Annotated in this window: 24 protein-coding genes, 2 tRNA genes and 2 pseudogenes; 14 read left to right on the forward strand and 14 right to left on the reverse strand. The window is 70.4% G+C overall.

Annotated elements, in window-relative coordinates:
- Nucleotides 1–412: 412 nt before the first annotated feature.
- Nucleotides 413–535: pseudogene (locus FB563_RS36855) on the forward strand (aldo/keto reductase); the annotation flags it as partial.
- A gap of 483 nt (nucleotides 536–1018) precedes the next feature.
- Here FB563_RS36855 and FB563_RS36870 read toward each other — a convergent pair.
- The 4 genes from FB563_RS36870 to FB563_RS36895 form a co-directional block, all read right to left on the reverse strand.
- The gene (locus FB563_RS36870) at nucleotides 1019–1696 is read right to left on the reverse strand and encodes a TetR/AcrR family transcriptional regulator (protein WP_167528551.1); all 678 of its coding nucleotides are present in this window, start codon (nucleotides 1694–1696) and stop codon (nucleotides 1019–1021) included.
- A complete protein-coding gene (locus tag FB563_RS36875) occupies nucleotides 1689–2093 on the reverse strand; it encodes a PaaI family thioesterase (protein ID WP_055708756.1) in 405 nt (134 codons plus the stop codon). Before FB563_RS36875 ends, FB563_RS36870 begins: the two co-directional genes overlap by 8 nt.
- Before the next feature lie 1157 nt (nucleotides 2094–3250).
- Nucleotides 3251–3324, reverse strand: a tRNA-Pro gene (locus FB563_RS36890).
- A gap of 45 nt (nucleotides 3325–3369) precedes the next feature.
- Nucleotides 3370–4797, reverse strand: coding sequence for an MFS transporter (locus FB563_RS36895; protein WP_055708757.1), 1428 nt, complete (start codon nucleotides 4795–4797; stop codon nucleotides 3370–3372).
- A 193-nt stretch (nucleotides 4798–4990) separates the two neighbouring features.
- Between FB563_RS36895 and FB563_RS36900 the strand changes: the two genes are divergently transcribed.
- Nucleotides 4991–5569 carry a TetR/AcrR family transcriptional regulator gene (locus tag FB563_RS36900; RefSeq protein ID WP_055708758.1) on the forward strand — a complete coding sequence of 193 codons (579 nt, stop codon included), beginning with the start codon at nucleotides 4991–4993 and terminating at the stop codon, nucleotides 5567–5569.
- A gap of 26 nt (nucleotides 5570–5595) precedes the next feature.
- Here the strand turns inward: FB563_RS36900 and FB563_RS36905 are convergent, their stop codons facing one another.
- The gene (locus FB563_RS36905; protein ID WP_055708811.1) at nucleotides 5596–6111 is read right to left on the reverse strand and encodes a hypothetical protein; all 516 of its coding nucleotides are present in this window, start codon (nucleotides 6109–6111) and stop codon (nucleotides 5596–5598) included.
- Nucleotides 6112–6241: 130 nt separating this feature from the next.
- Between FB563_RS36905 and FB563_RS36910 the strand changes: the two genes are divergently transcribed.
- On the forward strand, nucleotides 6242–6586 hold the full coding sequence (locus FB563_RS36910; RefSeq protein WP_055708759.1) for a cupin domain-containing protein: 345 nt from the start codon (nucleotides 6242–6244) through the stop codon (nucleotides 6584–6586).
- A gap of 8 nt (nucleotides 6587–6594) precedes the next feature.
- On the opposite strand, the gene FB563_RS36915 is transcribed toward FB563_RS36910, so the two are convergent.
- Both FB563_RS36915 and FB563_RS36920 read right to left on the reverse strand, forming a co-directional pair.
- A complete protein-coding gene (locus FB563_RS36915) occupies nucleotides 6595–7176 on the reverse strand; it encodes a poly-gamma-glutamate hydrolase family protein (protein ID WP_055708760.1) in 582 nt (193 codons plus the stop codon).
- A gap of 13 nt (nucleotides 7177–7189) precedes the next feature.
- Entirely contained in the window at nucleotides 7190–8221 is a 1032-nt protein-coding gene (locus FB563_RS36920; protein WP_055708761.1) for a LacI family DNA-binding transcriptional regulator, read from the reverse strand.
- Nucleotides 8222–8330: 109 nt separating this feature from the next.
- Here FB563_RS36920 and FB563_RS36925 point away from each other — a divergent pair, with 109 nt between their 5' ends.
- The 4 genes and pseudogenes from FB563_RS36925 to FB563_RS36940 all read left to right on the forward strand — a co-directional run bounded on the left by FB563_RS36925 (nucleotide 8331) and on the right by FB563_RS36940 (nucleotide 12595).
- Complete coding sequence (locus tag FB563_RS36925; RefSeq protein ID WP_055708762.1) at nucleotides 8331–9497, forward strand: phytanoyl-CoA dioxygenase family protein; 1167 nt, start codon at nucleotides 8331–8333, stop codon at nucleotides 9495–9497.
- Nucleotides 9498–9515: 18 nt separating this feature from the next.
- Nucleotides 9516–10341 (forward strand): annotated as a pseudogene (locus FB563_RS36930) (SDR family oxidoreductase).
- A 52-nt stretch (nucleotides 10342–10393) separates the two neighbouring features.
- Nucleotides 10394–11398 carry a Gfo/Idh/MocA family protein gene (locus FB563_RS36935; RefSeq protein WP_055708763.1) on the forward strand — a complete coding sequence of 335 codons (1005 nt, stop codon included), beginning with the start codon at nucleotides 10394–10396 and terminating at the stop codon, nucleotides 11396–11398.
- 105 nt (nucleotides 11399–11503) lie between these two features.
- Nucleotides 11504–12595, forward strand: coding sequence for a hypothetical protein (locus FB563_RS36940; RefSeq protein WP_142219193.1), 1092 nt, complete (start codon nucleotides 11504–11506; stop codon nucleotides 12593–12595).
- 27 nt (nucleotides 12596–12622) lie between these two features.
- Here FB563_RS36940 and FB563_RS36945 read toward each other — a convergent pair whose 3' ends face one another.
- From FB563_RS36945 to FB563_RS36965, 5 genes are all read right to left on the reverse strand, one after another.
- On the reverse strand, nucleotides 12623–12817 hold the full coding sequence (locus FB563_RS36945; protein WP_055708765.1) for a hypothetical protein: 195 nt from the start codon (nucleotides 12815–12817) through the stop codon (nucleotides 12623–12625).
- 146 nt (nucleotides 12818–12963) lie between these two features.
- Nucleotides 12964–13872 carry a sugar phosphate isomerase/epimerase family protein gene (locus FB563_RS36950; RefSeq protein WP_055708766.1) on the reverse strand — a complete coding sequence of 303 codons (909 nt, stop codon included), beginning with the start codon at nucleotides 13870–13872 and terminating at the stop codon, nucleotides 12964–12966.
- 2 nt (nucleotides 13873–13874) lie between these two features.
- Complete coding sequence (locus tag FB563_RS36955) at nucleotides 13875–14786, reverse strand: ATP-binding cassette domain-containing protein (protein ID WP_055708767.1); 912 nt, start codon at nucleotides 14784–14786, stop codon at nucleotides 13875–13877.
- Between the two features lie 3 nt (nucleotides 14787–14789).
- A complete protein-coding gene (locus FB563_RS36960; RefSeq protein WP_055708768.1) occupies nucleotides 14790–15860 on the reverse strand; it encodes an ABC transporter permease in 1071 nt (356 codons plus the stop codon).
- Nucleotides 15860–16879, reverse strand: coding sequence for a sugar ABC transporter substrate-binding protein (locus FB563_RS36965; protein WP_055708769.1), 1020 nt, complete (start codon nucleotides 16877–16879; stop codon nucleotides 15860–15862). The genes FB563_RS36960 and FB563_RS36965 overlap by 1 nt, the downstream gene beginning before the upstream one ends.
- A 179-nt stretch (nucleotides 16880–17058) precedes the next feature.
- On the opposite strand from FB563_RS36965, the gene FB563_RS36970 reads away from it, so the two are divergent.
- From FB563_RS36970 to FB563_RS36990, 5 genes are all read left to right on the forward strand, one after another.
- Entirely contained in the window at nucleotides 17059–17850 is a 792-nt protein-coding gene (locus FB563_RS36970) for a GntR family transcriptional regulator (RefSeq protein WP_055708770.1), read from the forward strand.
- A gap of 309 nt (nucleotides 17851–18159) precedes the next feature.
- Nucleotides 18160–19473 carry an ABC transporter substrate-binding protein gene (locus tag FB563_RS36975; protein ID WP_055708771.1) on the forward strand — a complete coding sequence of 438 codons (1314 nt, stop codon included), beginning with the start codon at nucleotides 18160–18162 and terminating at the stop codon, nucleotides 19471–19473.
- Nucleotides 19474–19481: 8 nt separating this feature from the next.
- Nucleotides 19482–20462 (forward strand): carbohydrate ABC transporter permease, encoded by a 981-nt coding sequence (locus FB563_RS36980; protein WP_055708772.1) that lies wholly within the window; start codon nucleotides 19482–19484, stop codon nucleotides 20460–20462.
- Complete coding sequence (locus FB563_RS36985; RefSeq protein WP_055708773.1) at nucleotides 20459–21352, forward strand: carbohydrate ABC transporter permease; 894 nt, start codon at nucleotides 20459–20461, stop codon at nucleotides 21350–21352. Before FB563_RS36980 ends, FB563_RS36985 begins: the two co-directional genes overlap by 4 nt.
- 34 nt (nucleotides 21353–21386) lie before the next feature.
- A complete protein-coding gene (locus tag FB563_RS36990) occupies nucleotides 21387–23399 on the forward strand; it encodes a beta-galactosidase (RefSeq protein ID WP_055708774.1) in 2013 nt (670 codons plus the stop codon).
- 3 nt (nucleotides 23400–23402) lie between these two features.
- Here FB563_RS36990 and FB563_RS36995 read toward each other — a convergent pair whose 3' ends face one another.
- Both FB563_RS36995 and FB563_RS37000 read right to left on the reverse strand, forming a co-directional pair.
- Nucleotides 23403–24341 carry an aminoglycoside phosphotransferase family protein gene (locus FB563_RS36995; RefSeq protein ID WP_055708812.1) on the reverse strand — a complete coding sequence of 313 codons (939 nt, stop codon included), beginning with the start codon at nucleotides 24339–24341 and terminating at the stop codon, nucleotides 23403–23405.
- 138 nt (nucleotides 24342–24479) lie between these two features.
- Nucleotides 24480–24553, reverse strand: a tRNA-Pro gene (locus FB563_RS37000).
- A 105-nt stretch (nucleotides 24554–24658) separates the two neighbouring features.
- Here FB563_RS37000 and FB563_RS37005 point away from each other — a divergent pair.
- Together FB563_RS37005 and cobF are read left to right on the forward strand one after the other, a co-directional pair.
- The gene (locus FB563_RS37005) at nucleotides 24659–25165 is read left to right on the forward strand and encodes a DUF309 domain-containing protein (protein WP_055708775.1); all 507 of its coding nucleotides are present in this window, start codon (nucleotides 24659–24661) and stop codon (nucleotides 25163–25165) included.
- 67 nt (nucleotides 25166–25232) lie between these two features.
- On the forward strand, nucleotides 25233–26006 hold the full coding sequence (cobF, locus tag FB563_RS37010) for a precorrin-6A synthase (deacetylating) (protein ID WP_107100745.1): 774 nt from the start codon (nucleotides 25233–25235) through the stop codon (nucleotides 26004–26006).
- Nucleotides 26007–26037: the final 31 nt, after the last annotated feature.

The raw sequence follows: 26037 nt of genomic DNA on the forward strand, positions 1-26037 counted from the left end.
GCTTGTCCGCCGAGGTTGATGCTGGGATCCGCCGGTTGCGACGCCGGTCTGCCCGGTGGGGCACCCGCTGTATCTCCCCGAACTCGCGAGCCGTGGACCGGAGACGGCGCCGACGCGGTCCACGGCCCACCGGGTGTTGCTCCGCAACGGCCTGGTCCCCACCCAGGATGCCGATCTTGTCTTAGCTGGAATGGGAGCTTCCTTTGCTGGGTTCGTCCGGGCCAAGCGCTACGTGCGGATGGTGTGACACGGCCGGCGTCCCGCCGCTCGATCCCGAATTGCGGTTACTGGTTCGATCCACTCGGCACTCGTTTGTCCTGCCGTGAGCCTTTGCCAGACGCTAGAACCATGAGGAGAGCGGCAGCAAGGTCCGAAGGGGAGGATTAAATGCCCTGTCGCGCGGATTAATTCGAGGATCGACGCGATCGTGCCGCCCGGCACCGACACCGGCACGCTCGACATGGCCTACCAGCCGCAAGCCCTGCAGCGCCCCGAACTGCGCCGCCGACCGGCCGGCGAGCGCGCGGCGGCATGACGTCGGCTCCGGCCGGAGCCCTGCCTGATGTCGATGTGCAGTTCCACGGTCAGGCCGCCCGGCGGGGGGCCGGGCGGGAAGCCCGCCGAAGTCACGGTCGAATGCCTAGGCGATGCCCGGGCGCCGAATGGCGTCGGGGAAGGCGTCCGTGGCCGTGGCCGGCTTGGCCTGGTTCTCCTCCTCGACAGCCAGTTCCGCGAGGTAGGCGCGGACACTCATGCCGCGAGCAGTGGCGAGGGCGGCGAAGCCACTTCAAAATCGGCGCATGATCGGCAAGCAGCTCAACACCGCCGAGGCCCGCCACCGCCTGGCCCGGCGGTTCTTCTTGGGACAGCGCGGCGAACTGCGCCAGCACTACCGCAAGGGCAGGGAGGACCAGCCCTTCTTCCGCCCCGCGCAGGCCGGCCGCCGGCCGCTGCGCCAACCGTCGGCCGATGAGAACGCCAGCGAGGCGAAGCGGAGCGTTGCCCAGGGCAGAACAGTTCACGTTTCGCAGCGGCCGTGGTGCGCGCGTGAGAGGGCGGCGGCGCCCTGGCAGGCGAGGGTGGCGGCATCGTCTGCGTACTGGGGGATGTCGTCGGGCCATTTCGAGGTCGGCTGGAGGATCAGCAGCGAGACGGCACCGTGCAGGCACGCGCAGATGGCCCGGGTCAGCGCCGTCACATCGCCGTGGAGCACGCCGGCGTCGGCGCATCGCTGCACCGTTTCCCGCAGGAATCGGAAGCAGGCGTCGGCGACCTGCTCAGTGGCGGCTGTCGCGGGTCCGGTCGCGACCAGGCGGTAGCGCAGGGGATGGTCGAGTCCGAACCTGATGTAGGCGACACTGCGCTGGTGGAGTTCGGCGAACGGGTCGGTGGTCTGGGCGCTGATGCTCAGCATCCGTCGGCCGAGCTCGTCCCAGACCCGGAGGCACACGGTGTGCAGCAGTTCCAGTCGGTTGTCGAAGTGGAGATACACCGAGGGGGTGCTGACCCCGACAGCCTGTGCCACCGCACGGATGGTCACGCCGTCCTCGCCGGCGTCGTCGAGCAGCGTGCCGGCCGCTTCGATGAGCTCGTCCCTCAGCCGGCCGCCGTGGCCTCGCTTGGCGCGACTGCGCCGACGGCCTTCGGGTGTGCTGGCGCGGCCGTCGGCCGTGGACTGGCCGGGTCCCTCAGTCATGGCGCCTCCGGAGGGCGACGAGTTGAGTGACGCGGACGCAGAGCCGGTCCTTGTCATCCCTGATGTCGATTTCCACGGCGACCGTTGACTTGCCGACGTGCAGCGGGCGGGAGGTCGCGAAGGCGCCGGTGCCCTGTACGGGCCGCAGGAAGTGGGTGGTGGATTCCATGGTCGCGGGAACGGTGTCGGCGGTCCCGTTCAGCGTGGCGCACACGGCGCCGGCTACATCGGCCAGCCCCATCAGTGCCCCGCCGTGCATCGCGGCGCCGACGGTGGACTGCTCGGGCGTGTAGGCGAGTTGCGCGGTGACAGCGTCGGCCTTGAGGGCTCCGAAGCGTATCCCGAGCGTCCTGGCGAACGGCGCCATGGTGTAGACGTCTTGCGCGGTGATGGTCATCGCGGCCCTCAGGTTGTCGCCGTTAAGTTAACGGTGACATGTTATGGGGGCGTCACGGTTCGCGTCCAGCCTGTGGAGCGAGGCCGCAGGGCTGTGGAGTCTTCCGGTGCCGATCGCAGGCGTACTGAGAGACGCCGGGCTGCCACTCGGATGAGACAACTTCAAGTGCCTGAAGAACCATCCCATTTCGGCTGGAAAACCGGCTCACCCGGAAGCGCGCTGGGCGGTGGCAGCTGGTCACGGGCCTGCGCCAGCATCAGTTCAACCGGCGGTTGCAGCACCATGCACCCCGTCTACGGCACCACGTCCGGTACCGCGAGTCGTGCCGACGATTTCGACGCCACACCCATCGAAGGAACCGCCGCCCCTGCTCACCGCCGGCCGCGTCGCCCACCAGACCGGGCTCATTCCCAAGGCCGTACGCCTCTACGAAGCCCACGGACTCATCGACCCGCCTGCCCGCACCGCCTCCGGCTGCGGCAGTCCAGGTGCTGGGACTGACAGTCAGAGGGCAAGACCATCCTCGACACCGGGCGTGGTGGCCACACCACCTGCTCGACCCTGGCCCAACTCCTCGACAAGCACATCGCGGAGACAGAACGCCGTATCACCGAACCCCAGCTACTCCGCGCCTTTCAGCAAAACGCCCGCGACCGGGGCTGCCATGGGTCACCGCACCCTGGCCTGCCTCGGCGAGCTCTGCCCCGTCTGGAAACGCGCAACACGCGGTCACCCTGAGAGCCGATACCGGCCCATTCGCAGTCGCCTTCGGAGTTCGCTCCGACGCGACGCACTGGGACGACGTGGTCACCGAACTCGGCTACGAACACCTGCGTCGTCACGACCTACGACACACCGGCCTGACTTGGTTCGCCGACGCAGGAGTCCCGGTCCACATCCTGTGAAGAATCGCAGGCCACGGATCGCTTACTACCATCCAGCGCTACCTGCACCCGGACGTGCACAAGATCACTTCCGCTGGCGCGGCACTCTCGGCGCACCTGAGCGTGCTGCGCGCCCCGCGCTCCCTGCCGAGCCCGATCATCGTCACGCGCTAGCGCCGGTCAAGGGCACTGGTCCCCAACTGGTCCCCAAGCACGATCAAGGGCCGGTTTCGGAATCCCCCGAAACCGGCCCTGACCCGCGACTCTCTCGAGTCGGGACGACAGGATTTGAACCTGCGACCCCTTGACCCCCAGTCAAGTGCGCTACCAAGCTGCGCCACGTCCCGTTGCGGTCTCACCCGGGGCGTCCCGTGTGATCACGCAGGTCAACCCTACCGCACCCGTGCCGGTGCCCGTGTCGTCCCCGTCGGAGCGGGGATCGTCGTACGGTCCTGGCGGCGAGCCGGGACGAGGAGGGCGGCGCCGGCCGCGGCCAGGCACAGGAGGGCGAGCAGGGCCCAGCCGTGGGTGTAGCCGGAGGCGTAGGGCAGGCCGGAGGGCTGCAGGCGGCCGGTGACCAGGACGCTGGTGAGCGCGGCGCCGATGGAGCCGCCGATGGTGCGGATGTTGGCGTTCATACCGGTCGCGGCGCCGGTCTGCTCGGGCGGGACGCTGCCGACGACGAGGTTGGCCATGGAGGCGAAGGCCAGTCCGATACCCAGGCCGAACAGGCCGGCCACGACCGCGATCTGCCACTGGGCGTCATGCCAGAGGGTGAGGAATCCGCAGGCCAGCGCGCCCAGTGCGGCGCCCGTGGTGAGGAGTGCCTTGGCGCCGACGCGGGGTTCCAGGCGGCCCGAGAGGACGCCGGAGAGGAGCATCGCCAGCAGCATCGGGAGCATGAGGAGGCCGGAGGCGGTGACGCTCGCCCCGAAGCCGTAACCGGCGGCGGACGGGGTCTGGACGAAGCCCGGCAGGAAGGACCAGATCGCGTACATGCCCGCGCCGAAGAGCAGGGCGGCGGCGTTGGTGGTCCACACGGCGGGCAGCCGCATCACGCGCAGGTCGATGAGCGGGGTGCGGGAGCGGGCCTCGGCGGTGAGCCACAGGGCGAACAGCACGACGGCGGCGGCGAACAGGCCGAGCACCTTCGCCGAGCCCCAGCCCCACCGCCCGGCCTGGCTCAGCGGCAGCAGCAGGGCCACCAGCCACGCGGACAGCAGCGTGGCGCCGTACCAACTGACCTTGCCCTCAGCCCGTTTGGGCGACTCGGGGACGTACGCCACGGCGATCAGGACCGTCGCGGCGACGATCGCCACGGGGATCCAGAAGAGCCAGCGGTAGTCGAGCGCGGAGACGATCGGCCCGGCGGCCACCATGCCGACCCCGCCGCCCGCGGCGATGACCGCGGAGAGGTTGCTGATGCTGCCGCTCACCTCGGCGGGCGCGAACTCGTCGCGGATGATGCCGAAGGACAGCGGGAACAGGGCGCCGCCGACGCCCTGGACGACCCGGGCGACGATGAGGACACCGATGTTCGGGGCGAGCGCGGCGACGAGGCAGCCGGCGAGGACGGCGAGCAGGACGCCCACGAGGGTGCGCTTCTTGCCGGCGAGGTCGCCGACCCGGCCGAGGATCGGGGTGAAGACCGAGGCGGACAGCAGATACGCGGTCATCACCCAGGTGGCGGTCGACTGGGAGGCGTGCAGGGCGTGCTGGACGGTCGGCAGGGCCGGCGCGATCAGCGACTGGAGCATGGAGAACACGCCCGCACCGGTCGCGAGGACCGCGAAGGTGAGGCGGGTGGATTTGCGGGGCATGGGAGAGCCTCTCCGAGTGGGAGCGCTGTGGATGGGAGAAGGGGGCGTCTACGGCCGGGCACGTCTGCCCAGGGCGGAACGATCCCCGCACTGCTAAAGTGGAGGTGCCCCTCCACTCTAGCGGAGGCATACCTCCGGTTCAACCGAACCGGATGAGTTCCTCCGGTTCATCGATTCCCTCCGGGAGGCACCTGTGACGGCCACGCCGTTCCCCGTCGGCGAGATCGTGGCGGCCCGCCGGCCGCACCGCAAGGACGCCGCCCGCAACTTCGACGCGCTGCTCGCCGCCGCCCGTGAGGCGTTCGCGGAGCACGGCTCGGACGCCTCGCTGGAGGACATCGCCCGGCGCGCGGGCGTCGGCATCGGCACGCTGTACCGGAACTTCCCCACCCGCCGGGACCTCTTCGAGAGCGTCTACGCCGACGAGGTCGACGCCCTGTGCCGGGCCGCCGTGGAGGTCGCGGAGCTTCAGCCGTGGGAGGCGCTGACGGCCTGGCTGGACCGGTTCGCCGGCTACATGGTCACCAAGCGCGCGGTGCGCGAGGCCCTGAACGACGAGTCGGAGATCTTCCAGACCTGCCGCGACTCGATGTACGCCGCCGGCGGCCCGCTCCTGGAACGCGCCCAGCGGGCGGGCGTGGCCCGGCCGGACATGGACTTCGCCGACCTGCTGCGGATGGTCGCCGGCATCACGGCCACGGCGTTCGACGACGACGCCCAGCGCGACCGGGTCCTCGCCATCGCGCTGGACGGAGTGCGCACCGGCCGCTGACACCGGGGTTCAGCGCCTGCCGCCGCCTACTTGATGAGCGCGTTCGCCACCACCACGATCACGCCGAGCAGCGCGTCGCCCAGCCCCATGAGGACGGCCGTCGGCCAACTCCGGGACGACCAGCGGGCGGTGATCACGCCGAGGGTGAAGAGGATCCCGATGTTGAGGGCGAAGGCCGGGTACTCGACGCCGTTCGGCGGCCACCAGCCCCAGCCCGCGCCCGCGAGCAGGAAGACCGTGGGCAGCACGGCCGTGACCAGCGGCCACTCGTCCCGCAGCGTGCGCAGCACGTCCCATCGGCTGTGCGGGGCGCGTTCGGCGATGTAGTGGGCGTAGCCGTGCGCGAGGGCGGAGGCGAGGGCGGTCACCAGGAGCCACACGGCGTCGTAGCGGCGGCCGGCGGCGGTCGTACGGCCGTACTGGCTGAGCGCCGCCACCATCGAGCTGGCGAGGACGGCGCCGTACACACCGCCGAACAGGACGGCCTCGCGTGTGCTGTGCCGCCGGGGCGATGCGGGGCCGGCCGCGGTGGACTCCGCCATGTTCCCCACGATCACCCGTGCCGCGCCCGGCCGCCAGTCCGGGCGGACCGACGAAGTGTCCTCCCACCAGCCCCGATGCCCCACACACTGTCGGCTCCGGCGCGGGTCGGGGCTGGCTAGGCTCGCCCGCATGACGCACAGCTTCGCGCTCCACATCCCCGAGGCCGACCTGGAACCCGAGCCTCTCGACCCGGACCAGATCGTCTCCGGCGACCCGGAGGTCACCGGGAAGGTGGTCTGGCAGTCCCCGGACGGCCGGCAGATCCGTGGCATCTGGCAGATCACGCCGGGCGTGGTCACCGACACGGAGGCGGACGAACTGTTCGTCGTGATCAGCGGTTCGGCGACGATCGAGGTCGAGGACGGGCCGACGCTGAGCGTGGGGCCGGGCGACATGGCGGTGCTGCGCGCGGGCGACCGTACGACGTGGACCGTGCACGAGACGCTGCGCAAGGCTTACGCGATCAGCCTGTGAGGACCGGGTCAAGCCGGGCTCAGCTCCTTGACGCCGCTGGTCAGCGCATCGACCACCACCCCCGGCGGAATGTCCGCTCCCCCGCTCGTGCGGGCCGCGAGCGGCAGTTCCACCTGGACTCCGCCCAGCCGGGTCAGGTTGACCGGGTTGCCGGGATGCACGCCGCGCAGGGCCGCCGGGATGGCCGTCAGGTCGGTGACGGCCGGGAACTGCGGGGCTCCGGTGGCGAGCGCCTCGGCGAGCACGCGGGCCGCGGCGCGGTTGCGGCCGCCGAGGAAGACGGTGCGCGGTGCCTCGGGGCGCATGTGGCCGTGCAGGGAGACGGTGAGGCAGACCCGCTGAAGGAACTCCCGCAGGAGTGCGCAGTGGACGGCCGTCATGCGCGGGGACGGGATGTGCACGGGCCGCCGTACCCCGGGCTGGGTGAAGACGAGGCTCGTGGCGCCGCAGCGGCGCGCCACGAGGTCCGCGAGTTCGGCCGTACCCCCTTCGTTGCTGCCGTGCAGGGCCAGCAGCCCGATCTCGCTGCCCGGCACGAGGGTCGCGACCAGCGGTGTGCCCTCGATCTCCACGTGTTCGGTGCGGGTCACCGGCTCGCCTCCTTCACTCGACCGTCGGCGCGGACATGTTGTACGGCGTGACGACCTGGATCGCGGACGGCAGCGCCGGGCCGGCCGGGGGCAGCGCGCCGTGCGCCCGCATCACGAGGTGGCAGGCCTCCCTCATGTCCTGGCGCAGGTCGTGGTGGAGCACGGCGGAGAGCCGGTGCTCGCGCAGCAGCCGGGTGTTGTCGTGGTCGAGGTCGTGCGCGATGAACACCGCGCACTCGCGGCCGAGGTCGGCGAACGCGCGCAGGGTGGCGTCGTTGCCGCCGCCGATGGAGTAGACGGCCCGGATCTCCGGGTCCCGTTCCAGGGCGGCGCGGACCAGGTCGTACTGGGTGGCGTCCAGGCCCTGCCCCTCGGCGATCTCCACCAGGGTGCGCTCCGGATGCCGGGCCCGCATCACGCTCCGGAACCCCATCTCGCGCTCCTCCTCGTTGCGGAAGAAGCCGCTGCTCAGGCTGGTGAGGACATGGCCGGGCCGGTCGCCGAGCCACTGGCCCGTCAGATAGGCGGCGGTGGCGCCGGCGGCCCGGTTGTCGCTGCCGACGTAGCCGATCCGGCCGCTGGCGGGCAGGTCGGTGACCAGGGTGACGACCGGGATGCCGGCCGCGGTGAGCCGGCCCACGGCGGCGGTGACCTCGGGAACGTCCGGGGCTTTGAGGATCACGCCCTGGGAGCCGCGCCGGGCGATCCGGTCCAGCGTCCTGACCTGTTCGTCGGCCGGGCCGGTCTCACGGAAGTGGAAGCGCGAGCGGACCACGGCCGGGTGCAGGGACGGCAGTTCGGCCTCCAGGGCGGCGCGTACGGCGGTGCTGAACCGCTCCGGCGCCTGCACCACGATGTCGACCATGAACGTACGGCCGACCAGCCGGACCTGGGTGCGCTGCCGGTCGAGGTCGGCGATGGCCCGGTGCACCTCCTGCGCGGTGCTCTCGCGCACTCCTCCCCTGCCGTTGAGCACACGGTCCACCGTGGCCTCGCTCAGACCCGCCTGACGTGCGATCTCCCGGATCGGGAACGGGTGACCCATGGGCCGGCTCCTTGAGGGGTTTTTGATGGCTGGCTGCTGGTTGTTCGAGGGTTTTGTCATGACAAGAATGACAGGGCCGCGCCGCTCCTGTGACGAAAGAGGGACACCGATGTCCGTCGCCGCCGTATCCGGCCGTGCCTGGCTGTCCGAACAGGGCTGCGACCTGGCCGCCTTCCGCGCCCTGATCGACCGGACGACCCGCCTCGCGGACTACCCGCACGCCGCCTCGGTGGCGGAGAACGTCCTGGTGTACGAGGGTGAGCGGCTGCGCGCCGCACAGGACCGGGAGGCGCTGCGGGCCGAGCTGGTAGGGGCGCTCGCCGACGGCCCCGGAGTCGTCGTCATCCAGGGTGCCTGCCCCGACCCGCAGGTCGTCGACCGGGTCACGGCCGTGTTCGAGGCGCTGATCGCCGAGCAGCGGGCTTCCGGGGCCACCGCCGGTGACCACTTCGCGAAGCCGGGCGCCAACGACCGGGTGTGGAACGCGCTGGAGAAGACGGCCCTCTACGACCCGGAGGCGTTCGCCGACTACTACGCGAACGACGTCCTGGCCCTGCTCTGGGCGGCCTGGCTGGGCCCCGGCTACCAGGTGACCTCGCAGGTCAACGTGGTCAACCCCGGCGGCGCGGGGCAGACCGCGCACCGGGACTACCACCTCGGCTTCCTGAGCGACGCGGCCGCGGCCGCCTACCCGGCCCATGTGCACCGGCTCTCCCCCCTGCTCACCCTCCAGGGCGCGGTCGCCCACTGCGACATGCCGGTGGAATCGGGCCCGACGCTCTATCTGCCGTACTCGCAGCTGTACGAGCCGGGCTATCTGGCCTGGCGGCGCCCGGAGTTCCAGGCGTACTTCGAGGCGCACCGCGTACAGCTCCCGCTCGCCAAGGGCGACGCGGCCTTCTTCAGCCCGGCGCTCTTCCACGCCGCCGGCACCAACCGCACGGCGGACGTGCGGCGCACGGCCAATCTGCTCCAGGTGTCCTCCGCCTTCGGGCGCGCGATGGAGACGGTGGACCGTGAGGCGGTGGCGAACGCGGTGTACCCGGTGCTGCTGCGGCGGGCGGCCGAGGGCGCCGAAGAGGCATGGCTGGAGAACGTGATCGCGGCGAGTGCGGAGGGCTATCCCTTCCCGACCAACCTCGACAGCGATCCGCCGGTCGACGGTCTGGCCCCACCGGCGCAGGCGGACCTGGTACGGCGCGCGGTGCGCGAGAGGTGGACCTCGGAGCGGCTCCGTGCGGAGCTGCGGGCCGGTGCGGAACGGCGAGAGAGCTGAGGAAGGGCGGGGCGGGCCATGAGACTTCCCGACGGGCTTCTGCGGGAGAAGATCGTGCTCGTCAACGGCGGCAGTCAGGGGGTCGGTGCGGCGATCGCGCGGGCCGCCGCCCGGGAGGGCGCCGTCGTGGCGGTCACCGGGCGCCGTACGGAGCCGGGTGAGGCGCTGGTCGCCGAGCCGGCGTCGGCCGGGGGCGAGGCGTTGTTCGTGCGCGCCGACCTGGCGGACACCGAGCAGGCGAAGGCGGCGGTCGCCGAGGTGGTGGACGCCCACGGCCGGATCGACTGCCTGGTGAACTCGGCCGGGCTGACCTCCCGGGGCACGTTGCTGGACACGACCACGGAGCTGTTCGACGCGCACATCGCGATCAACCTCAAGGCGCCGTTCTTCGCGATGCAGGCGGCGGTCGCCGACATGGTGGCCCGCAAGGCGCCCGGCACGATCGTCAACATCATCACCTCCTCCGCGCACGGCGGCCAGCCGTTCCTGGCGCTGTACGTCGCCGCCAAGGCGGGCCTGGTGGGCCTGACCCTCCCCCACGCTCGAACCAAACTCGCGCGGGTGGACCCCCATCGCGGCGCACGCCCACCGCTGGGACCGGATCCGGATCAACGGCCTGAACATCGGCTGGACCGCGACGGAGGGCGAGGACGCCACCCAGCGCGCCTTCCACGGCGCCGGCGACGACTGGCGCGAACAGGCCGCGGCGCGGCTGCCGATGGGCCGGCTCGGCCAACCGGACGAGATCGCCGACTTCGTGGTCTTCCTGCTGTCCGATCGGTCGGGGGTGGTCACGGGGTCGGTGATCGACTGGGACCAGAACGTCCTCGGCGGCCTCGACTGACACTCCCCCTTCCGCTCGACCCCACATGAAACCCGCAAGGAGCCTCACTCTCATGCGCATCGGAATCCTCGGCCTCGGCCGCATCGGCGCCTTCCACGCCGAGACCCTCTCCGGACTGGACGCCGTCGCGTCGCTCGTCGTCACCGACCCGTTCGCGGACGCGGCCAAGGCCGCCGCCGAGCGGTTCGGGGCCGAGGTCGTGGACTCGCCGGAGGCGCTGCTGGCCGCCGGCGTGGACGGCATCGTGGTGGCGGCCGCGACCGACGCCCACCCCGCTCTGATCCTGGCCGGCGTCGAGGCCGGGGTACCGGTCTTCTGCGAGAAGCCCGTCGCGAAGACGATGGGCGAGGGCGTCGAGGTGCTGAAGGCCGTGCGCGACAGCGACGTGCCGATCCAGATCGGCTACAACCGCCGCTTCGACGCGGGCTTCGCCGCCGCGCGGGCCGCCGTACGGGCGGGCGAGCTGGGCACGCTGCACACGGTCCGCTCCACGACCCTGGACCCGGCGCCGCCGCCGGCCGCGTACATCGCCGCCTCCGGGGGCATCTTCCGCGACTGTTCCGTGCACGACTTCGACATCATCCGCTGGGTGACGGGCCGCGAGGTCACCGAGGTGTACGCGGTCGGCGGCAACCGGGGCGCCGACTACATCAGGGCGGCCGGCGACGCCGACACCACCGGCGCGATCCTCACCCTGGACGACGGCACCATCGCGATGGTGTCCAACTCCCGCCACAACGCCCGGGGTTACGACGTCCGCATGGAGCTCCACGGCTTCGCCGACTCCATCGCCGTCGGCCTGGACGACAAGCTCCCGCTGCGCTCGGTCGAACCCGGGGTGACCTTCCCGTCCGGCACCCCGCACGACTTCTTCATGGACCGCTTCACCGACGCCTACCGCGCCGAACTCACCGCGTTCACCGAGGTCGTGGCCGGCACCCGTCCCTCCCCCTGCACCGTGGAGGACGCCCTGGAGGCGGGCTGGATCGCCGAGGCCTGCACCCTGTCGTTGCACGAGCACCGGCCGGTGACGCTCGCGGAGGTGCGCGGGGCCTGACCGGCGGACCGCCCCGGCTGCTCGCCCTTTCGCCGGGAGCCGTCTCGGAAACCGGACTTCAGGAAAGGCGTCCGGGGAGAGAACGGGATCCACTACCGTGCGGCTGTGACAGCACCCGCGAGTGAACAGCCCGCACAACTCGGCCTGTTGGACCTCTCCGTGGACCTGTCCGTGCCCGAGGTCTACTCGGGCACGGACTTCACGCTCTACCTCCACATCAAGAACCCCTTCGCCGTGCCCGTGTGGGTCAAGTCGGTGGTACTGAGCCTGCCCACGCAGTTGTACTGGCGGTCACCGGACGCGGAGACACGGAAGGCGAGCCGTGAGAAGCACGTCCAGGCCGAGCGCAGCACGCTGGAACGGGTCATCGAGACGCGCAATCAGCGCATCCTGGAGATCACCCAGGAACTGAGCAGGTTGCCCGCCGATGCCGGGGAACAGACGGCACGCCTGCTGGATGTCATGCGCACCCTTCTCGACGAGAACAGTCGCGACGTCGACCTGCTGGCGGGGCAGGGGAACGCGCGGGTGCGCGCCGACGGCAGTTCCACGGTCAACCTGCACAGTCCACGAACCAGGAATCTGACGGTCGAGGCGCACCGCGAGTCCACCATCAACGTGTACGACATCCGTCCGGTGGAGGAGGAACCCGAGCGCGTCCCCCTCACCGGATCCCTGCCGCCGGGAGCCGCCCTGGAGCCGGGCTGCACCGACGTACAGACCATCCGCCTGGGAACGCGCAGGAACCCCCTCTTCCTGCCGGCCAGGTACCACCTGCAGCTCACCGTCATCTACACCGTCGAGCCGCCCCGGGACCCCGCCGCCGACACCGCTGCTGACTCACCCCACCAGCGGGTCTTCTCCAACACCACCTCCTTCACCGTGCCGGTGAAGGCCGCGCTGTGGAAAGTGATGTCCGGCGGTGTGATCGGCGGGTTCCTCGGCGGTGTCGGCAGGGCCCTGCAACAGACCCGGCATCCGGGTGCCCTGATCGAGACGGCCCGGCTCCTTCCGCTCATCGGCGCGTTGCTGCTGGCCGTCATACTCAGCGGAGTCGCCATCATCTTCTCGGCGCGCAAGTCCGACGCACAGTCCTTCGTCACGGTGGAGGACTTCTGGGGAGGCCTGCTCGTCGGCTTCCTCATCGGCTACTCGGGGACGGCGGCCTTCTCTGACATCACGCACATGAAGGTCTGACCGCCCCGAGGCCGCCGGCCGGGTCCGTCAGCCGCAATAGCGGATCAGCCACTCGTCCGGGTTGTACGTGTCCCGCGCCGGGTCCGGTACCGTGGCCGGCCTGGTCTCGACCGTGTCCTCCGGGCGTATCCGCTCGGGCAGCGAGCCGAAGCGGGTGCGGCGCAGCACCGCCGCGTCGGTGGTGTCCTGCGCGGTCTCCCGGGCTTCACTGGCCTTCGTCATCTCGTCCTCCCGTCTGCGCGGGCATCCCCCGTCGTCCCGACAACGGCCGCGTGCCCCCGGTTGTTCCCGGCCGGATTCGGGCCGAATCCATTGCCGTTGCGCAGGAACCGGGCCCCCGGCGGGAGCCCGGTTCACAAGGTTGCGGCTCAGGCCCCGCAGGAGCGCAGGAACCGTCGCGTCCGCACGGCGATCGGCAGGGGCTTGTCCGGCTCGCACGGGTACATGTCCTGCTCGACGATGGCGAACAGCTCCACGCCCAGCCCCTGCGCGGCCCGGAGGACGGGCCCCAGCTCGGGCACGCCGGACGGCGGTTCGCACATCACTCCGCGCTGCACCGCCGGCCCGAACGGCACCTCGTCCGCGATCACCCCGGCGAGCACGTCCGGGTCGACCTGCTTGAGGTGCAGATAGCCGATGCGCTCGCCGTAGGTCTCGATGAGCTTGACGCTGTCCCCGCCGCAGTAGGCGTAGTGCCCGGTGTCCAGGCAGAGGTTGACCAGCTCGGAGTCGGTCGAGTCCAGGAAGCGTTCGACGTGGTCCTCGGTGTCGATGTGGGTGTCGGCGTGCGGGTGGACCACGATGTCCAGGCCGTACGTCTCCTTGACCTCGTGGCCGAGCCGTTCCATGCCCTTGGTCAGGTGCGCCCACTGCTCGGCGGTCAGCTCCGGCGGTTCCAGGATCTCGGCGGTCTTGTCGTCCCGCCAGAAGGACGGGATGACCACCAGGTGCCGAGCGCCCGTCGCCTGGGTGAGCGCGGCGACCTGGCTGACGTGCGCCCAGGTCTCCGCCCAGACGGACGGGCCGCGGTGCATGCCGGTGAAGACCGTGCCCGCCGACACCTTCAGGTTCCGCCGGGCCACCTCGTCCTTCAGGCGCGCGGGGTCGGTGGGGAGGTAGCCGTAGGGGCCGAGCTCGATCCACTCGTAACCGGCCTCGGACACCTCGTCCAGGAAGCGTTCCCAGGGCACCTGCCGCGGGTCGTCGGGGAACCAGACGCCCCAGGAGTCGGGGGCCGAGCCGACCCGGATCCGGTCCAGCGGGGTGGGGGTGGCCATGGTCACGGGGTTCCTTCCGGAGAGGACGCGACGGGGGCGGTGAGGTCCTCCTCTTCGGGCAGTTCGTCGACGTCGACGCCGCGTACCTGGGCCAGTTCGTGTTTGAGGGCGGCGAGTTCGGCGCCGCCGGCCATGTGGTTGGTCAGCTCCTCCAGGCTGACCTCGGCGCGGGAGGCGGACAACTCCAGGGTGCCCAGGCGCAGGACGCTGAAGTGGTCGCCGACCATGTAGGCGTGGTGGGGGTTGTGGGTGATGAAGATGACGCCCAGGCCGCGGTCGCGGGCGGCGGCGATGTACTTCAGCACCACGCCCGACTGCTTCACACCGAGCGCGGCGGTGGGCTCGTCCAGGATGAGGACGCGGGCGCCGAAGTAGACGGCGCGGGCGATGGCCACGCACTGGCGCTGGCCGCCGGAGAGGGTGCCGATGGGCTGTTCCAGGTCGTCCAGGACGATGCCCATGTGGCGCAGTTCCTCGTCCGCGGTCTTCTTCATCCGCGCGATGTCCAACCGGCGGACCGGCCAGGGGCCCCGCGTCATCTCGGAGCCCAGGAAGAAGTTCCGCCACACCGGCATCAGCGGGACGGTGGCGAGATCCTGGTAGACCGCCGCGATGCCCTTGTCCAGGGCCTCGCGCGGGCTGGAGAAGCGCACCGGGGCGTTGTCGACGAGGAACTCGCCCTCGGTGTGCTGGTGCAGCCCGGAGATGATCTTGATGAGGGTGGACTTGCCGGCGCCGTTGTCGCCCAGCACGCAGGTGACCTGGCCCGCGTGCACCTTCAGGTCGACGCCGTGCAGGGCGCGGATGTTGCCGTAGGACTTGCCCGCCTTGCGCAGCTCGACCAGCAACCCGTCCTGCTGCGGCACGGCGTCCTGGACGATCGCGCCGTGGGTTCCGGATGTGTTGTCAGTCATCGGTTACCTCCGGGTCGCCGTGCGCTGGACCCACAGATTGATCAGGACGGCGCCGAGCAGCATCACGCCCAGGAAGGCCTTGAACCAGTCGGGGTTCCAGCCGGCGTAGACGATGCCCTGGTTGACCATGCCGAACATGAACGCCCCGAAGACCGGGCCGATCGCGGAGCCGGCGCCGCCGGTGAGCAGACAGCCGCCGATGACGGCCGCGGCGATGTAGATCAGCTCCTGGCCGACGCCCTCGCCGGACTGCACGGTGTTGAAGGAGAACAGGTTGTGCATGCCGATGAACCAGGCGCCGAAGCCGACCAGCATGAACAGCGAGATCTTGGTGAAGGTGACCGGGACACCGACGGCGCGGGCGCTGTCCTTGTTGCCGCCGACGGCGAAGATCCAGTTGCCGTACTTGGTGCGCAGCAGCACCCAGGTGGCCAGCGCGGCGAAGACCAGCCACCACACCACGGTGATCTTCACCTGGACCCCGGCCACGTCGAACGAGGAGGCGAAGACCTTCCTGGCCTGGTCGAAGCCGTCCATGTCGCTGATGTCGTCGGTGGCGACGTTGCCGGTGACCCACTTGGTCACGGCCAGGTTCACGCCCTGCAGGATCAGGAAGGTGCCCAGGGTGATCAGGAAGCTGGGGAGGCCGGTTCTGACCACCATCCAGCCGTTGAAGAACCCGATCGCCAGCGACACGACCAGGGCGGCGATCACACCGGTCCACACGTTCAGCGTCAGCTGGTAGCTGAGCATGCTCGCGGTCAGCGCCGAGGAGATCACGGCGACACCGGCGGACAGGTCGAACTCGCCGCCGATCATCAGCAGGGCGACCGGCAGCGCCATGATGCCGATGGTCGACGACTGATAGAGGATCGTGGCCATCGAGCTGCCCTGGCGGACCGAGGGCGCGACGACGAGGAAGAAGACCAGTACGGCGGCGGCACCGAGGAAGACGCCCACCTCGGGGCGGGCCAGCAGCCGCAGCGCCAGCGGGCGGCGTGCGGTGCGGCCGTCGCTCTGCCTGGGGCCTGGCGGGGTGGTCACCGCCGGCCCGGCCTGCTGGGCCATGCTCATCACCGGGTCCCCTTCGCGGCGAACTCGGCGACCTTGTCGACGTTGGACTTGTCGACGAAGGCCGGGCCGGTCAGCACCGGCTGGACCCCGCCGCCGCTGTAGTTGCCGTTGTACTTGTAGAGCCACAGCGCGTCGACGGCCAGGTAGCCCTGCAGATAGGGCTGCTGGTCGACGGCGAACTCGATCGAGCCGTTCTGGACGGCCTTCACCAGATCCTTGTTCAGGTCGAAGGTGGCCACCTTGGCCTTGCTGCCGGCGTCGCCCAGCGACTGCACCGCCGTGAGCGCGAACGGGGCGCCGAGGGTGACGACGGTGTCGATGGAGCTGTCCTGCTTCAGCTTGGCCGTGATGGTCGACTTCACGGACGGCATGTCGGTGCCGTTCACATACAGCGTCTCAGTGGTGCCCTTGAACGTCTTCTTCACTCCGTCGCAGCGCTGGGTGAGACCCACGTTGCCCTGCTCCTGGATCACACAGACGACCTTCTTGGCGCCGGTGGTGTTCAGCTTGTCGCCGAACGCCTCACCCGCCACGCTCTCGTCCTGCCCGAAGAACTCCAGCATGCCGAGCTTCTTCCAGTCGCTCAGTCCGGAGTTCAGGCCCACCACGGGTATGCCGGACTGCTCGGCCTTGCCGACGACGCCCTTCATCGCGTCCGGCTTGGCCAGGGTGACGGCGATGCCGTCGACCTTCTGGTCGATCGCGTTCTGCACCAGGTTGGCCTGGTTGCCGGCGTTGGGGTCGGCGGAGTAGACGAGCTTGACGTTGTCCTTGGCGGCGGCGGCCTCGGCACCCTTGCGGACGGTGTCCCAGAAGGTGTCGCCGGGCGCCTGGTGCGTGACCAGGGCGACGGTCATGCGCGGGGTGTTGGCCTTGCCCGCCGAGGCGTTCTGCGCCGCCTCCTCGGCCTTCTTGCCGCCGTGACTGCTGGCGCAGCCGGCGAGGGTCAGGGCCGCCGCGGCGGCGACCGCCACCACCGGGGCCAGTCTCCGGGGGCGGGAGGGAGAAGAGCGGTCCATCTTTCCTGCACCTCACTGTGCGTGCGACGGGGGGAAGGGACGCTGTTGCGTTGGGACGCGATCCAAACCCCTGGGAGGCCCACTGTCAATACTTTGTTAAGACATCATTTCAGAAGCAGGTTCGAATGTAAGTACAAACCATTGACACCTTCGGCGTCCGGGACCTACACCTGAGAGGCATGAGCCCAGTACACCGCACCCCGCAGCGAACGGCACCGGGTGATCGCGCGATCGACTCCCTCGGCTTCGCCCTGGACCGTACGAGCCCGGTGCCGCTGTACTACCAGCTCGCCCAGCAGCTCGAGGCGGCCATCGAACACGGCACGCTGGCCCCGGGCAACCTGCTGGGCAACGAGGTCGACCTCTCGGTACGCCTCGGCCTGTCCCGGCCCACCGTGCGCCAGGCGATCCAGTCGCTGGTCGACAAGGGCCTGCTGGTGCGCCGCCGCGGGGTGGGCACGCAGGTCGTGCACAGCAGGGTGAGACGGCCGCTGGAGCTCAGCAGCCTCTACGACGACCTGGAGTCGGCCGGCCAGGAGCCGACCACCCGGGTGCTGCGCAACGAGCGGGTCCCGGCGAGCGCGGAGGTGGCCGCCGCCCTCGGGGTCACGGAGGGCGCCGAGGTGGTCGTGCTGGAGCGGCTGCGCGGCACCCACGACCGGCCTGTGGCCTTCCTGTGCAACTACCTGCCGGCCTCACTCCTCGAACTCCCCACAGCACAGCTGGAATCCACGGGCCTGTACCGCATGATGCGGGCCGCCGGGATCGTCCTGCACAGCGCCCGCCAGTCCATCGGGGCCCGCAGCGCGACGGCCGAGGAGGGCACCCTGCTGGACGAGAAGGCGGGCGCGGCCCTGCTCACCATGCGGCGCACCGCGTACGACGTCACGGGCCGGCCGGTGGAGTACGGCAGCCATGTGTACCGGGCGTCGCGGTACACCTTCGACTTCCAACTGCTGGTCCGTACCTGAACGGCCGCCCCGGAACCGAACCGCTGGTCAGCAGCAGAAGCGGAACCACCCGTGTTCACACAGCCCCCGCGGCCGCCCGTGCCGCGGGGGCTGTCGGCTCTGCGCCCGGGCCGAACACGCAGGTGATCGTGACGATTACGTTTCGGGCAAGAGACAGCACAGAGAGGACCGGCCTATTGACTCATGAGCGGACATGGGGCTGTTATTACGCCCACGATGTTCGGTCGAGTTGGTTTCTGATCGGTTTCGAAGACCTTTCGGTGATCGACTCATCCCCTTGACCGAGCCCTGTATTCCTCAGGAGCCGCCATGCGCCTCTCCCCCTCCGGTCTCTCCGTCCCGGGTCCCAGCCGTCGTTCCGTCCTGCGCGGTGCGGGCAGTGCCGCCCTGCTCGCCGGTGCCGGCATACCCCTGCTGTCCGCCTGCGGAGGCAGCGGTTCCGCCTCGGACCCGAAGACCGTCACCCTCGGCTCCAACGCCTCGGACGCCGTGCCGAAGAAGGCCTTCGCGGCCGTGTACGCGGACTTCAAGAAGCAGTCCGGCATCACGGTCGATGTGAACACCAAGGACCACAACACCTTCCAGGAGCAGATCAACTCGTATCTGCAGGGCACGCCGGACGACGTGTTCAACTGGTTCGCCGGTTACCGCATGCAGTTCTTCGCGGCCAAGGGCCTGGCCTCGCCGATCGACGACGTGTGGGCGAAGATCGGGGACAACTTCCCGGACGCGATGAAGAAGCTCAGCAAGGGCCAGGACGGCAAGTACTACTTCGTGCCGCTGACGACGTACCCCTGGGCGATCTTCTACCGCAAGAGCGTCTTCACGCAGCACGGCTACAAGGTCCCCACCACCTGGGACGAACTCGTCGCCCTGTGCAAGCAGATGAAGAAGGACGGCCTGGTCCCGATCGCGTTCGGCGACAAGGACGCCTGGCCGGCGATGGGCACCTTCGACCAGATCAACTTCCGCCTGAACGGCTACGACTTCCACGTCCAGCTGATGGCGGGCAAGGCCTCCTGGACCGACGCCAAGGTGAAGGCCGTCTTCGACCACTGGGCCGAGCTCCTGCCCTACCACCAGGACGGCTTCATGGGCCGTACCTGGGAGGACGCCGCGCAGACGCTGGTGTCCAAGAAGGCCGGCATGTACCTCCTCGGTTCCTTCGTGGCCCAGCAGTTCACCAACAAGGCCGACCTGGACGACCTCGACTTCTTCCCCTTCCCGGAGATCAACTCCGCGTACGGCCAGGAGACGGTCGAGGCTCCCACCGACGGCTTCATGGTGAGCAAGTCCCCGAAGAACCACGACGGTGTCGTGAAGCTGCTGGAGTACCTGGGCAGTCCGGCTGCCGAGGAGATGTACCTCAAGACCGACCCGAGCGTGGTCGCCGCATCGAACAAGGCCAGCACCTCCGCCTACTCGGCGCTGCAGAAGAAGGCGTTCGACATGATCGGCAACGCCAAGAACCTCACCCAGTTCATGGACCGCGACTCCCGGCCGGACTTCACCTCCACGGTGATGCAGCCAGGACTGCAGAAGTTCCTGCAGAACCCGAAGGGCGTGGACAGCCTGCTGTCGTCCATCGAGCGCCAGAAGAAGACCATCTTCGCGTCCCAGTGAGCGGCCCGATGACGACCGATACGACCATGAAGTCCCCGGAGGCGGCCGCCGAGCCGCCTCCGGGCGCCTCGCCCGCGCGCACGCGGGCCACGCACGGCCATCGCCGCCTGCTGACCCGCCGTGACCGGTTCACGCTCGCCCTGATGGCGGGCGTACCGACGATCCTGCACGTGCTCCTGGTGTGGGTCACGGCCATCGCCTCGATCTTCCTCGCCTTCACCACCTGGGACGGCATCGGGTTCGACTCGATCAAGTGGGTGGGCCTGGACAACTTCAAGCAACTCTTCAACGACAACCCGCAGTTCTGGCCGGCCGTCCAGCACAACATCATCTGGTTCGTCGTACTGATCCTGATCCCGACGCCCTTCGGCCTGTTCCTGGCCGTGCAGCTGGACAAGCGGATCCGCTTCAGCCGGGTCTACCAGACCGCGTTCTTCCTGCCGGTCGTCATCTCGATGGCCTGCATCGGATTCGTCTGGCAGTTGGTCTACAACCCGGACACCGGCCTGATCAACAGCATCATCGGGGCCAACAAGCCGGGTCACTACATCGACTGGATCGGCGACCCGCACCTCAATCTGTGGGCGGTCCTCATCGCCGCGTCCTGGCGGCACACCGGCTACATGATGATCCTCTACCTGGCCGGCCTGAAGAGCGTCGACCCCTCGCTCAGGGAGGCCTCCGCGCTGGACGGCGCCAACGAGTGGCAGACGTTCAAGAGCGTCATCTTCCCGACCCTGCGCCCGACCAACACGGTCGTGCTGGTGGTCACGATCATCGAGGCGCTGCGCGCCTTCGACCTGGTCTTCGTCTTCAACAAGGGCGCCCAGGGCACCGAGTTGCTGTCGATCCTGGTCACCAACAACATCATCGGCGAGTCCAGCCGCATCGGTTACGGCTCCGCCATCGCCGTCGTCCTGCTGGTGATCTCCCTCGCGGTGATCATCCCGTATCTGATCGCCACCTTCCGGAAGGAGCGGCGCGCATGAGCAGCACCACCGTCGCGGCGCCGCTGAAGCGGCGTGCCCCGATCCGCCCGGCCCGCGTCCTGCTGCACGTCTTCCTCGCCGGTACGGCGCTGGCGTGGCTGGCGCCGCTGCTGTGGGCGATCTTCTCGGCCCTGCGGCCGTACAGCGAGACCAGCGCCAAGGGCTATGTCTCCTGGCCGGACAAGCTGACGTTCGAGAACTTCACGAACGCCTTCAAACAGTCGGACATGCTGCACTACTTCGGCAACACGCTGGTCATCGCGATCCCGGCCGTGCTGCTGACGCTGTTCCTGTCCTCCTGCGTGGCGTTCTACGTCGCCCGCTTCGACTTCCGCCTGAACCTCGCCCTGCTGCTGGTGTTCACGGCCGGCAACCTGCTGCCGCAGCAGGTCATCATCACCCCGCTGTACCGGCTGTACCTGCTGACGAACCTGCCGGGCATCACCCAGAGCGGCAAGCTGTACGACTCCGCGCTAGGCCTGGTCCTCATCCATGTGGCGTTCCAGTCCGGGTTCTGCGCGTTCGTGCTGAGCAACTACATGCGCTCGCTGCCGCACGAGCTGACGGAGGCCGCGCTGGTCGACGGCGCCTCGGTGTGGCGGCTGTACTGGCAGATCACACTGCCGCTGTGCAAGCCGGCGATGGCGGCCCTGGCGACCCTGCTGTCGATCTGGATCTACAACGACTTCTTCTGGGCGCTGGTGCTGATCTCGACGGGCCAGAACATGCCGATCACCTCGGCGCTGAACAACCTCTCCGGCCAGTACTTCACCGACCCCAACCTGGTCGCCGCCGGCTCCCTGCTGACCGCGATCCCGACCCTGATCGTCTACTTCGCGCTGCAGCGCCAGTTCGTCAGCGGCCTGACCCTGGGCTCCAACAAGGGCTGAGCCGCGTTTCGTGAAAGAGAACGAAGAGAACACAGTGAAACCCACCCTGTCCGTTCCCGGCCTCGCCTACGGCGGCGACTACAACCCCGAGCAGTGGCCCGAGGAGGTGTGGGCCGAGGACATGCGCCTGATGCGCGAGGCCGGGGTGAACCTGGTCAGCGTCGGCATCTTCTCCTGGGCACTGCTGGAGCCGTCCGAGGGCGTGTTCGACTTCTCGCACCTGGACAAGGTCCTCGGTCTGCTGCACGAGAACGGCATCGCCGCCGACCTGGCCACGCCCACGGCGGCGCCTCCGGCGTGGTTCTTCCGCGCCCATCCGGAGGCGCTGCCGGTCGACCGCGACGGCCGCACCCTCTCCTACGGCAGCCGGCAGACCTTCTGCCCGTCCTCCCCCGCCTACCGCGAGGCCGCGCTGCGCATCGCGGGCGCGCTCGCCGAGCGGTACGCGGACCACCCCTCGTTGCGCATGTGGCACGTGCACAACGAGTACGGCTGCCACAACGCCGCCTGCTACTGCGACACCAGCGCGGCCGCGTTCCGCCGCTGGCTGCGGGCACGCTACGGCGACGACCTGGCGGCCCTCAACGACGCCTGGGGCACGCGGTTCTGGAGCCAGTGGTACTCCGACTGGGAGGAGATCCTCCCGCCGCGCGCCACCGGCGCCGTACCCAACCCCACCCACCAGCTGGACTGGCGCCGGTTCTGCTCCGACGAGCTGCTGTCCCTGTGCACGGCGGAACGGGAGGTGCTGCGGGCGGCCGCGCCGTCGATCCCGGCCACCACCAACTTCATGGTGATGTTCAACTTCGACGCGCTCGACTACTGGCGCTGGGCGCCGCAGCTGGACATCGTCTCCAACGACCACTACCTGATGTCCACCGACCCGGAGTCGGAGATCGACATCGCGCTCAGCGGCGACCTGACCCGCTCCCTCGCGGGCGGCCCGTGGCTGCTGATGGAGCACTCCACCGGCGCGGTGAACTGGCAGCCCGTCAACCGCGCCAAGAAACCCGGTGAGTTGCGCCGCAACGCGCTCGCGCACGTGGCACGCGGCGCGGACGGCATCGCGTACTTCCAGTGGCGGCAGTCGAAGGCCGGGGCCGAGCAGTGGCACTCGGCGATGGTGCCGCACGCGGGCACCGACAGCCGGATCTGGCGGGACGTGGTGCAACTGGGAGCGGATCTGCGGGCGCTGGCGGAGGTACGCGGCAGCGCTTCGCCGGCGGAGGTGGCGATCGTCTGGGACTGGGACGCCCGCTGGGCCCTGGAACTGCCCTCGCAGCCCAGCGGCGAGCTGCGCTACGCGGACCTGGTCCGGGCCTGGTACGAGCCGCTGTGGCGGTCGGGCGTGGCGGTGGACTTCGTACGACCGCATGCCGACCTCTCCGCCTACCGCCTGGTCCTGGCGCCCAGCCTGTACCTGGTGGACGACGAGGGCGCGGCGAACCTGTCGGCGTTCGCCGAGCGCGGCGGCACGCTCGCCGTGGGCTTCCACAGCGGGGCCGTGGACGAGAACTGCCATGTGCGGCTGGGTGGTTACCCGGGCGCGTTCCGCGAGGTGCTCGGCGTCCGCTCGGACGAACCGTTCCCGCTGCTGCCCGGCGAGCGGGTCGCGCTCCGCGGTGCGGTGCCGGACGGGGCGGCGGGCACGCTGTGGTCGGAGCGGCTCCGGCCGGAGGGCGCCGAGACGGTCGCCTCGTACGCCGACGGTCCCCTGTCCGGCGTCCCCGCGGTGACCCGCCGCCCGCACGGCTCCGGTGCCGCCTGGTACCTGGCCACCCTGCCGGACCCGGCCACCCTGGCCGCCCTGCTGGACCGCGTCCGCGCCGAGGCGGGCGTGGAGCCGGTGCGCACGGCCCCGCCCGGCGTGGAGGTGGTCCGGCGGCGCGGCCCGGAGGCGGACTACCTGTTCGTCATCGACCATGCCGGGCAGGGCGCCGCACTCCCCGTGGCGCCGGGCTCGGTGGAGCTTCTGACGGGCAAGGAGACAACAGGCACGGTCACGGTCGCACCGGGCGACGTGGCGGTCGTCCGGGAACCGCGGTGACGTTCACCGGGTTCCCGCTTCGGTGAGCAGTTCCGCCAGGTGGTCGGCGAAGGCGACGAGCCGATCGAGCCGCGCCCCCTGGCGGGCCCTGCGGAATCCATGGCGGCGGCCGTGGAACGCGGCCTGGACGGCGTGCAGTTGGGCCCAGCGCCGGACGCGTTCGCGGTCGAGTGCTGCGGCCTCGGCGAAGACGTCGAGCGCGCGGTGCAGGGCCTGCGGCAGCTCGCCGGCCGTGGCCCGGTGCACCGCGTAGGTCTTCAGCAGCGTGCCCCCGTCGTACGCCGGGTCGCCCGCGTATCCCTTGGGGTCGACCGCGAGCCACGGCTCACGGTCGGCACGCAGGATGTTGCGGGCGTGCAGGTCACCGTGGACCAGCGTGTCCGGCTGTGCGCGGCCCAGCTCGCGTACGGTCGCCACGGCGGCGTCCACCACGTGCCGCGGCAGCCGGTGCCGCAGCGTCGTCTCGTCCGTGCGCAGCTGCTCCGCCCAGGCGTCGGCCCGCTCCCGCAGCCGGGGCAGTCCGGGCGGGGCGGGCACCGCGAGGCGGCGGTTGATCCGCCCGGCGACCGCCAGGAGTTCGTCGTCCGCCGCCTGCGCCAGGGTCGTGGTGTGGGCGCGCTCCAGCAGCAGCGCGAACCGTTCGTCGTCCCGTGCGTGCAGCAGGACGGCTCCCCGGCCGCGCCAGACCGCGAAGGCGTCCGGCTCGTGCACGTTGCCGGGGTGCGGGAAGGACACCTTCAGCACGGCGGCCCCGCCGCTCGCGGCCCGGCGCACCGGCACGATCAGGCCGACGCCCCCGTGCGTGACGGCGCCGTCGGGCCGGCACTCCCAGCGCCGCAACAGGTCCGCCACGATCCCGGGCAGGGCGGCGAGCCAGGCCCTGCCGGGCTCTCCTTCCCGGGCGACGGTGGTGCGTACGAACGCCCGCGGAAGTTCGATCACCGTTCCGTCCCGTCCGTCGTGCCCGGCGAGCGGCTCCGCCCGACGGCCCGTCAGCGCTGTCCCCGCACGGTCCCCGACCATGGCCAAGGGCCGCCCCGGATCTCTCCGAAGCGGCCCTTGGACCTGCGCCTTCGCAAGTCGGGACGACAGGATTTGAACCTGCGACCCCTTGACCCCCAGTCAAGTGCGCTACCAAGCTGCGCCACGTCCCGATGCGCTCACTCGCGGTGACCCGCGTGATCGCGCGAACAGCACTTTACCCCACCTTCGGGGGTGGGCCGAAGAGGGCCCGGGGTGAGCCGGGGACAATCGGTCGTATGACGGACGCGGACGCATCGGATGCCAGGGACCGGGACCCGGAGGGGCGGGCCCGCAGCGCGCGGCCCCGGGACGGGCTCGGCCGGCCGCTGCCCTACGGCACGCAGGGCGTTCCCCGGCAGCCGGAGGGTGTCGTGCGGCGGCCGCGGGAGACGGTCGAGGAGGCGCAGGCGCTGCTGGACGCGGGGAAGCCGTTCCACGCGCACGAGGTGTTCGAGGACGCCTGGAAGTCGGGGCCCGAGGAGGAGCGGACGCTGTGGCGGGGGCTCGCCCAGCTGGCGGTGGGCCTCACGCACGCGGCGCGCGGGAACGCCGTGGGCGGGGCCCGGCTGCTGCGGCGGGGCGCGGGGGCGCTCGCGGAATGGGAGAGCGGGCAGGGCGAGGACCGGCCGTACGGGATCGATCTGGCCGGGCTCACCCGGTGGGCGCGGGAGCTGGCGGCGCGGGTGGAGAGCGGCGAGGGGCCCGTGGACGCGGGGGACGAGGCGCCCCGGCTCCGTTCCTGAGGGCCGCTGTCGCCGTGCGTGTGGACGCGGTGCACCCGCTGTCAGTGGCATGCGGCAGACTCGGGGCGTGCGAAAGATTCATGTCATCGGTATCGGCGCGGGCGACCCCGAGCAGCTCACCCTGCAGGCGGTCAGGGCGCTGCGGAGCACGGACGTGTTCTTCCTGCTCGACAAGGGCGAGGTGAAGGGCGATCTCACCCAGCTCCGCCGGGACATGCTGGACGCGCATCTGCCTCAGGGGTCGTACCGGGTGGTGGAGGCACGTGACCCGGAGCGGGACCGGAAGGCGGGCGGGTCGGCGTACTCGCCGGCGGTGGAGGACTGGCGCAGCGCCCGCGCCGGGATCTACGAGCGCCTGATCGCCGAGGAGCTGGGCGAGGACGGCACCGGCGCCTTCCTCGTGTGGGGCGATCCGGCGTTGTACGACAGCACGCTCGGGATCCTCCAGGAGGTGCTGGAGCGCGGCGCGGTCGCGTTCGAGTACGAGGTGATACCCGGCATCAGCAGTGTCTCCACCCTGGTCGCCCGGCACCGTACGGGCCTGAACCGGGTGGCCCGGCCGGTGCAGATCACCACCGGGCGGCGGCTGGCCGAGGGGCTCCCCGAGGGCGTGGACGACGTGGTCGTGATGCTGGACGCCCACCAGGCCTTCCGGAAGTACGCGGGGGAGGACATCGACATCTACTGGGGCGCGTATCTCGGCACTCCGGACGAGCTCCTGGTCTCCGGCCCGATCGCCGAGGCCGGTCCGCGCATCGAGCGGGTGCGGGCCGAGGCGCGCGAGCGCAAGGGCTGGATCATGGACACGTACCTGCTGCGCAGAAACCCCGGGGACCGGTAGCCGCGCCACGCGGAGACCCCGGGGACCGGTA

The sequence above is a fragment of the Streptomyces puniciscabiei genome, assembly GCF_006715785.1.
Classification (GTDB): domain Bacteria; phylum Actinomycetota; class Actinomycetes; order Streptomycetales; family Streptomycetaceae; genus Streptomyces; species Streptomyces puniciscabiei.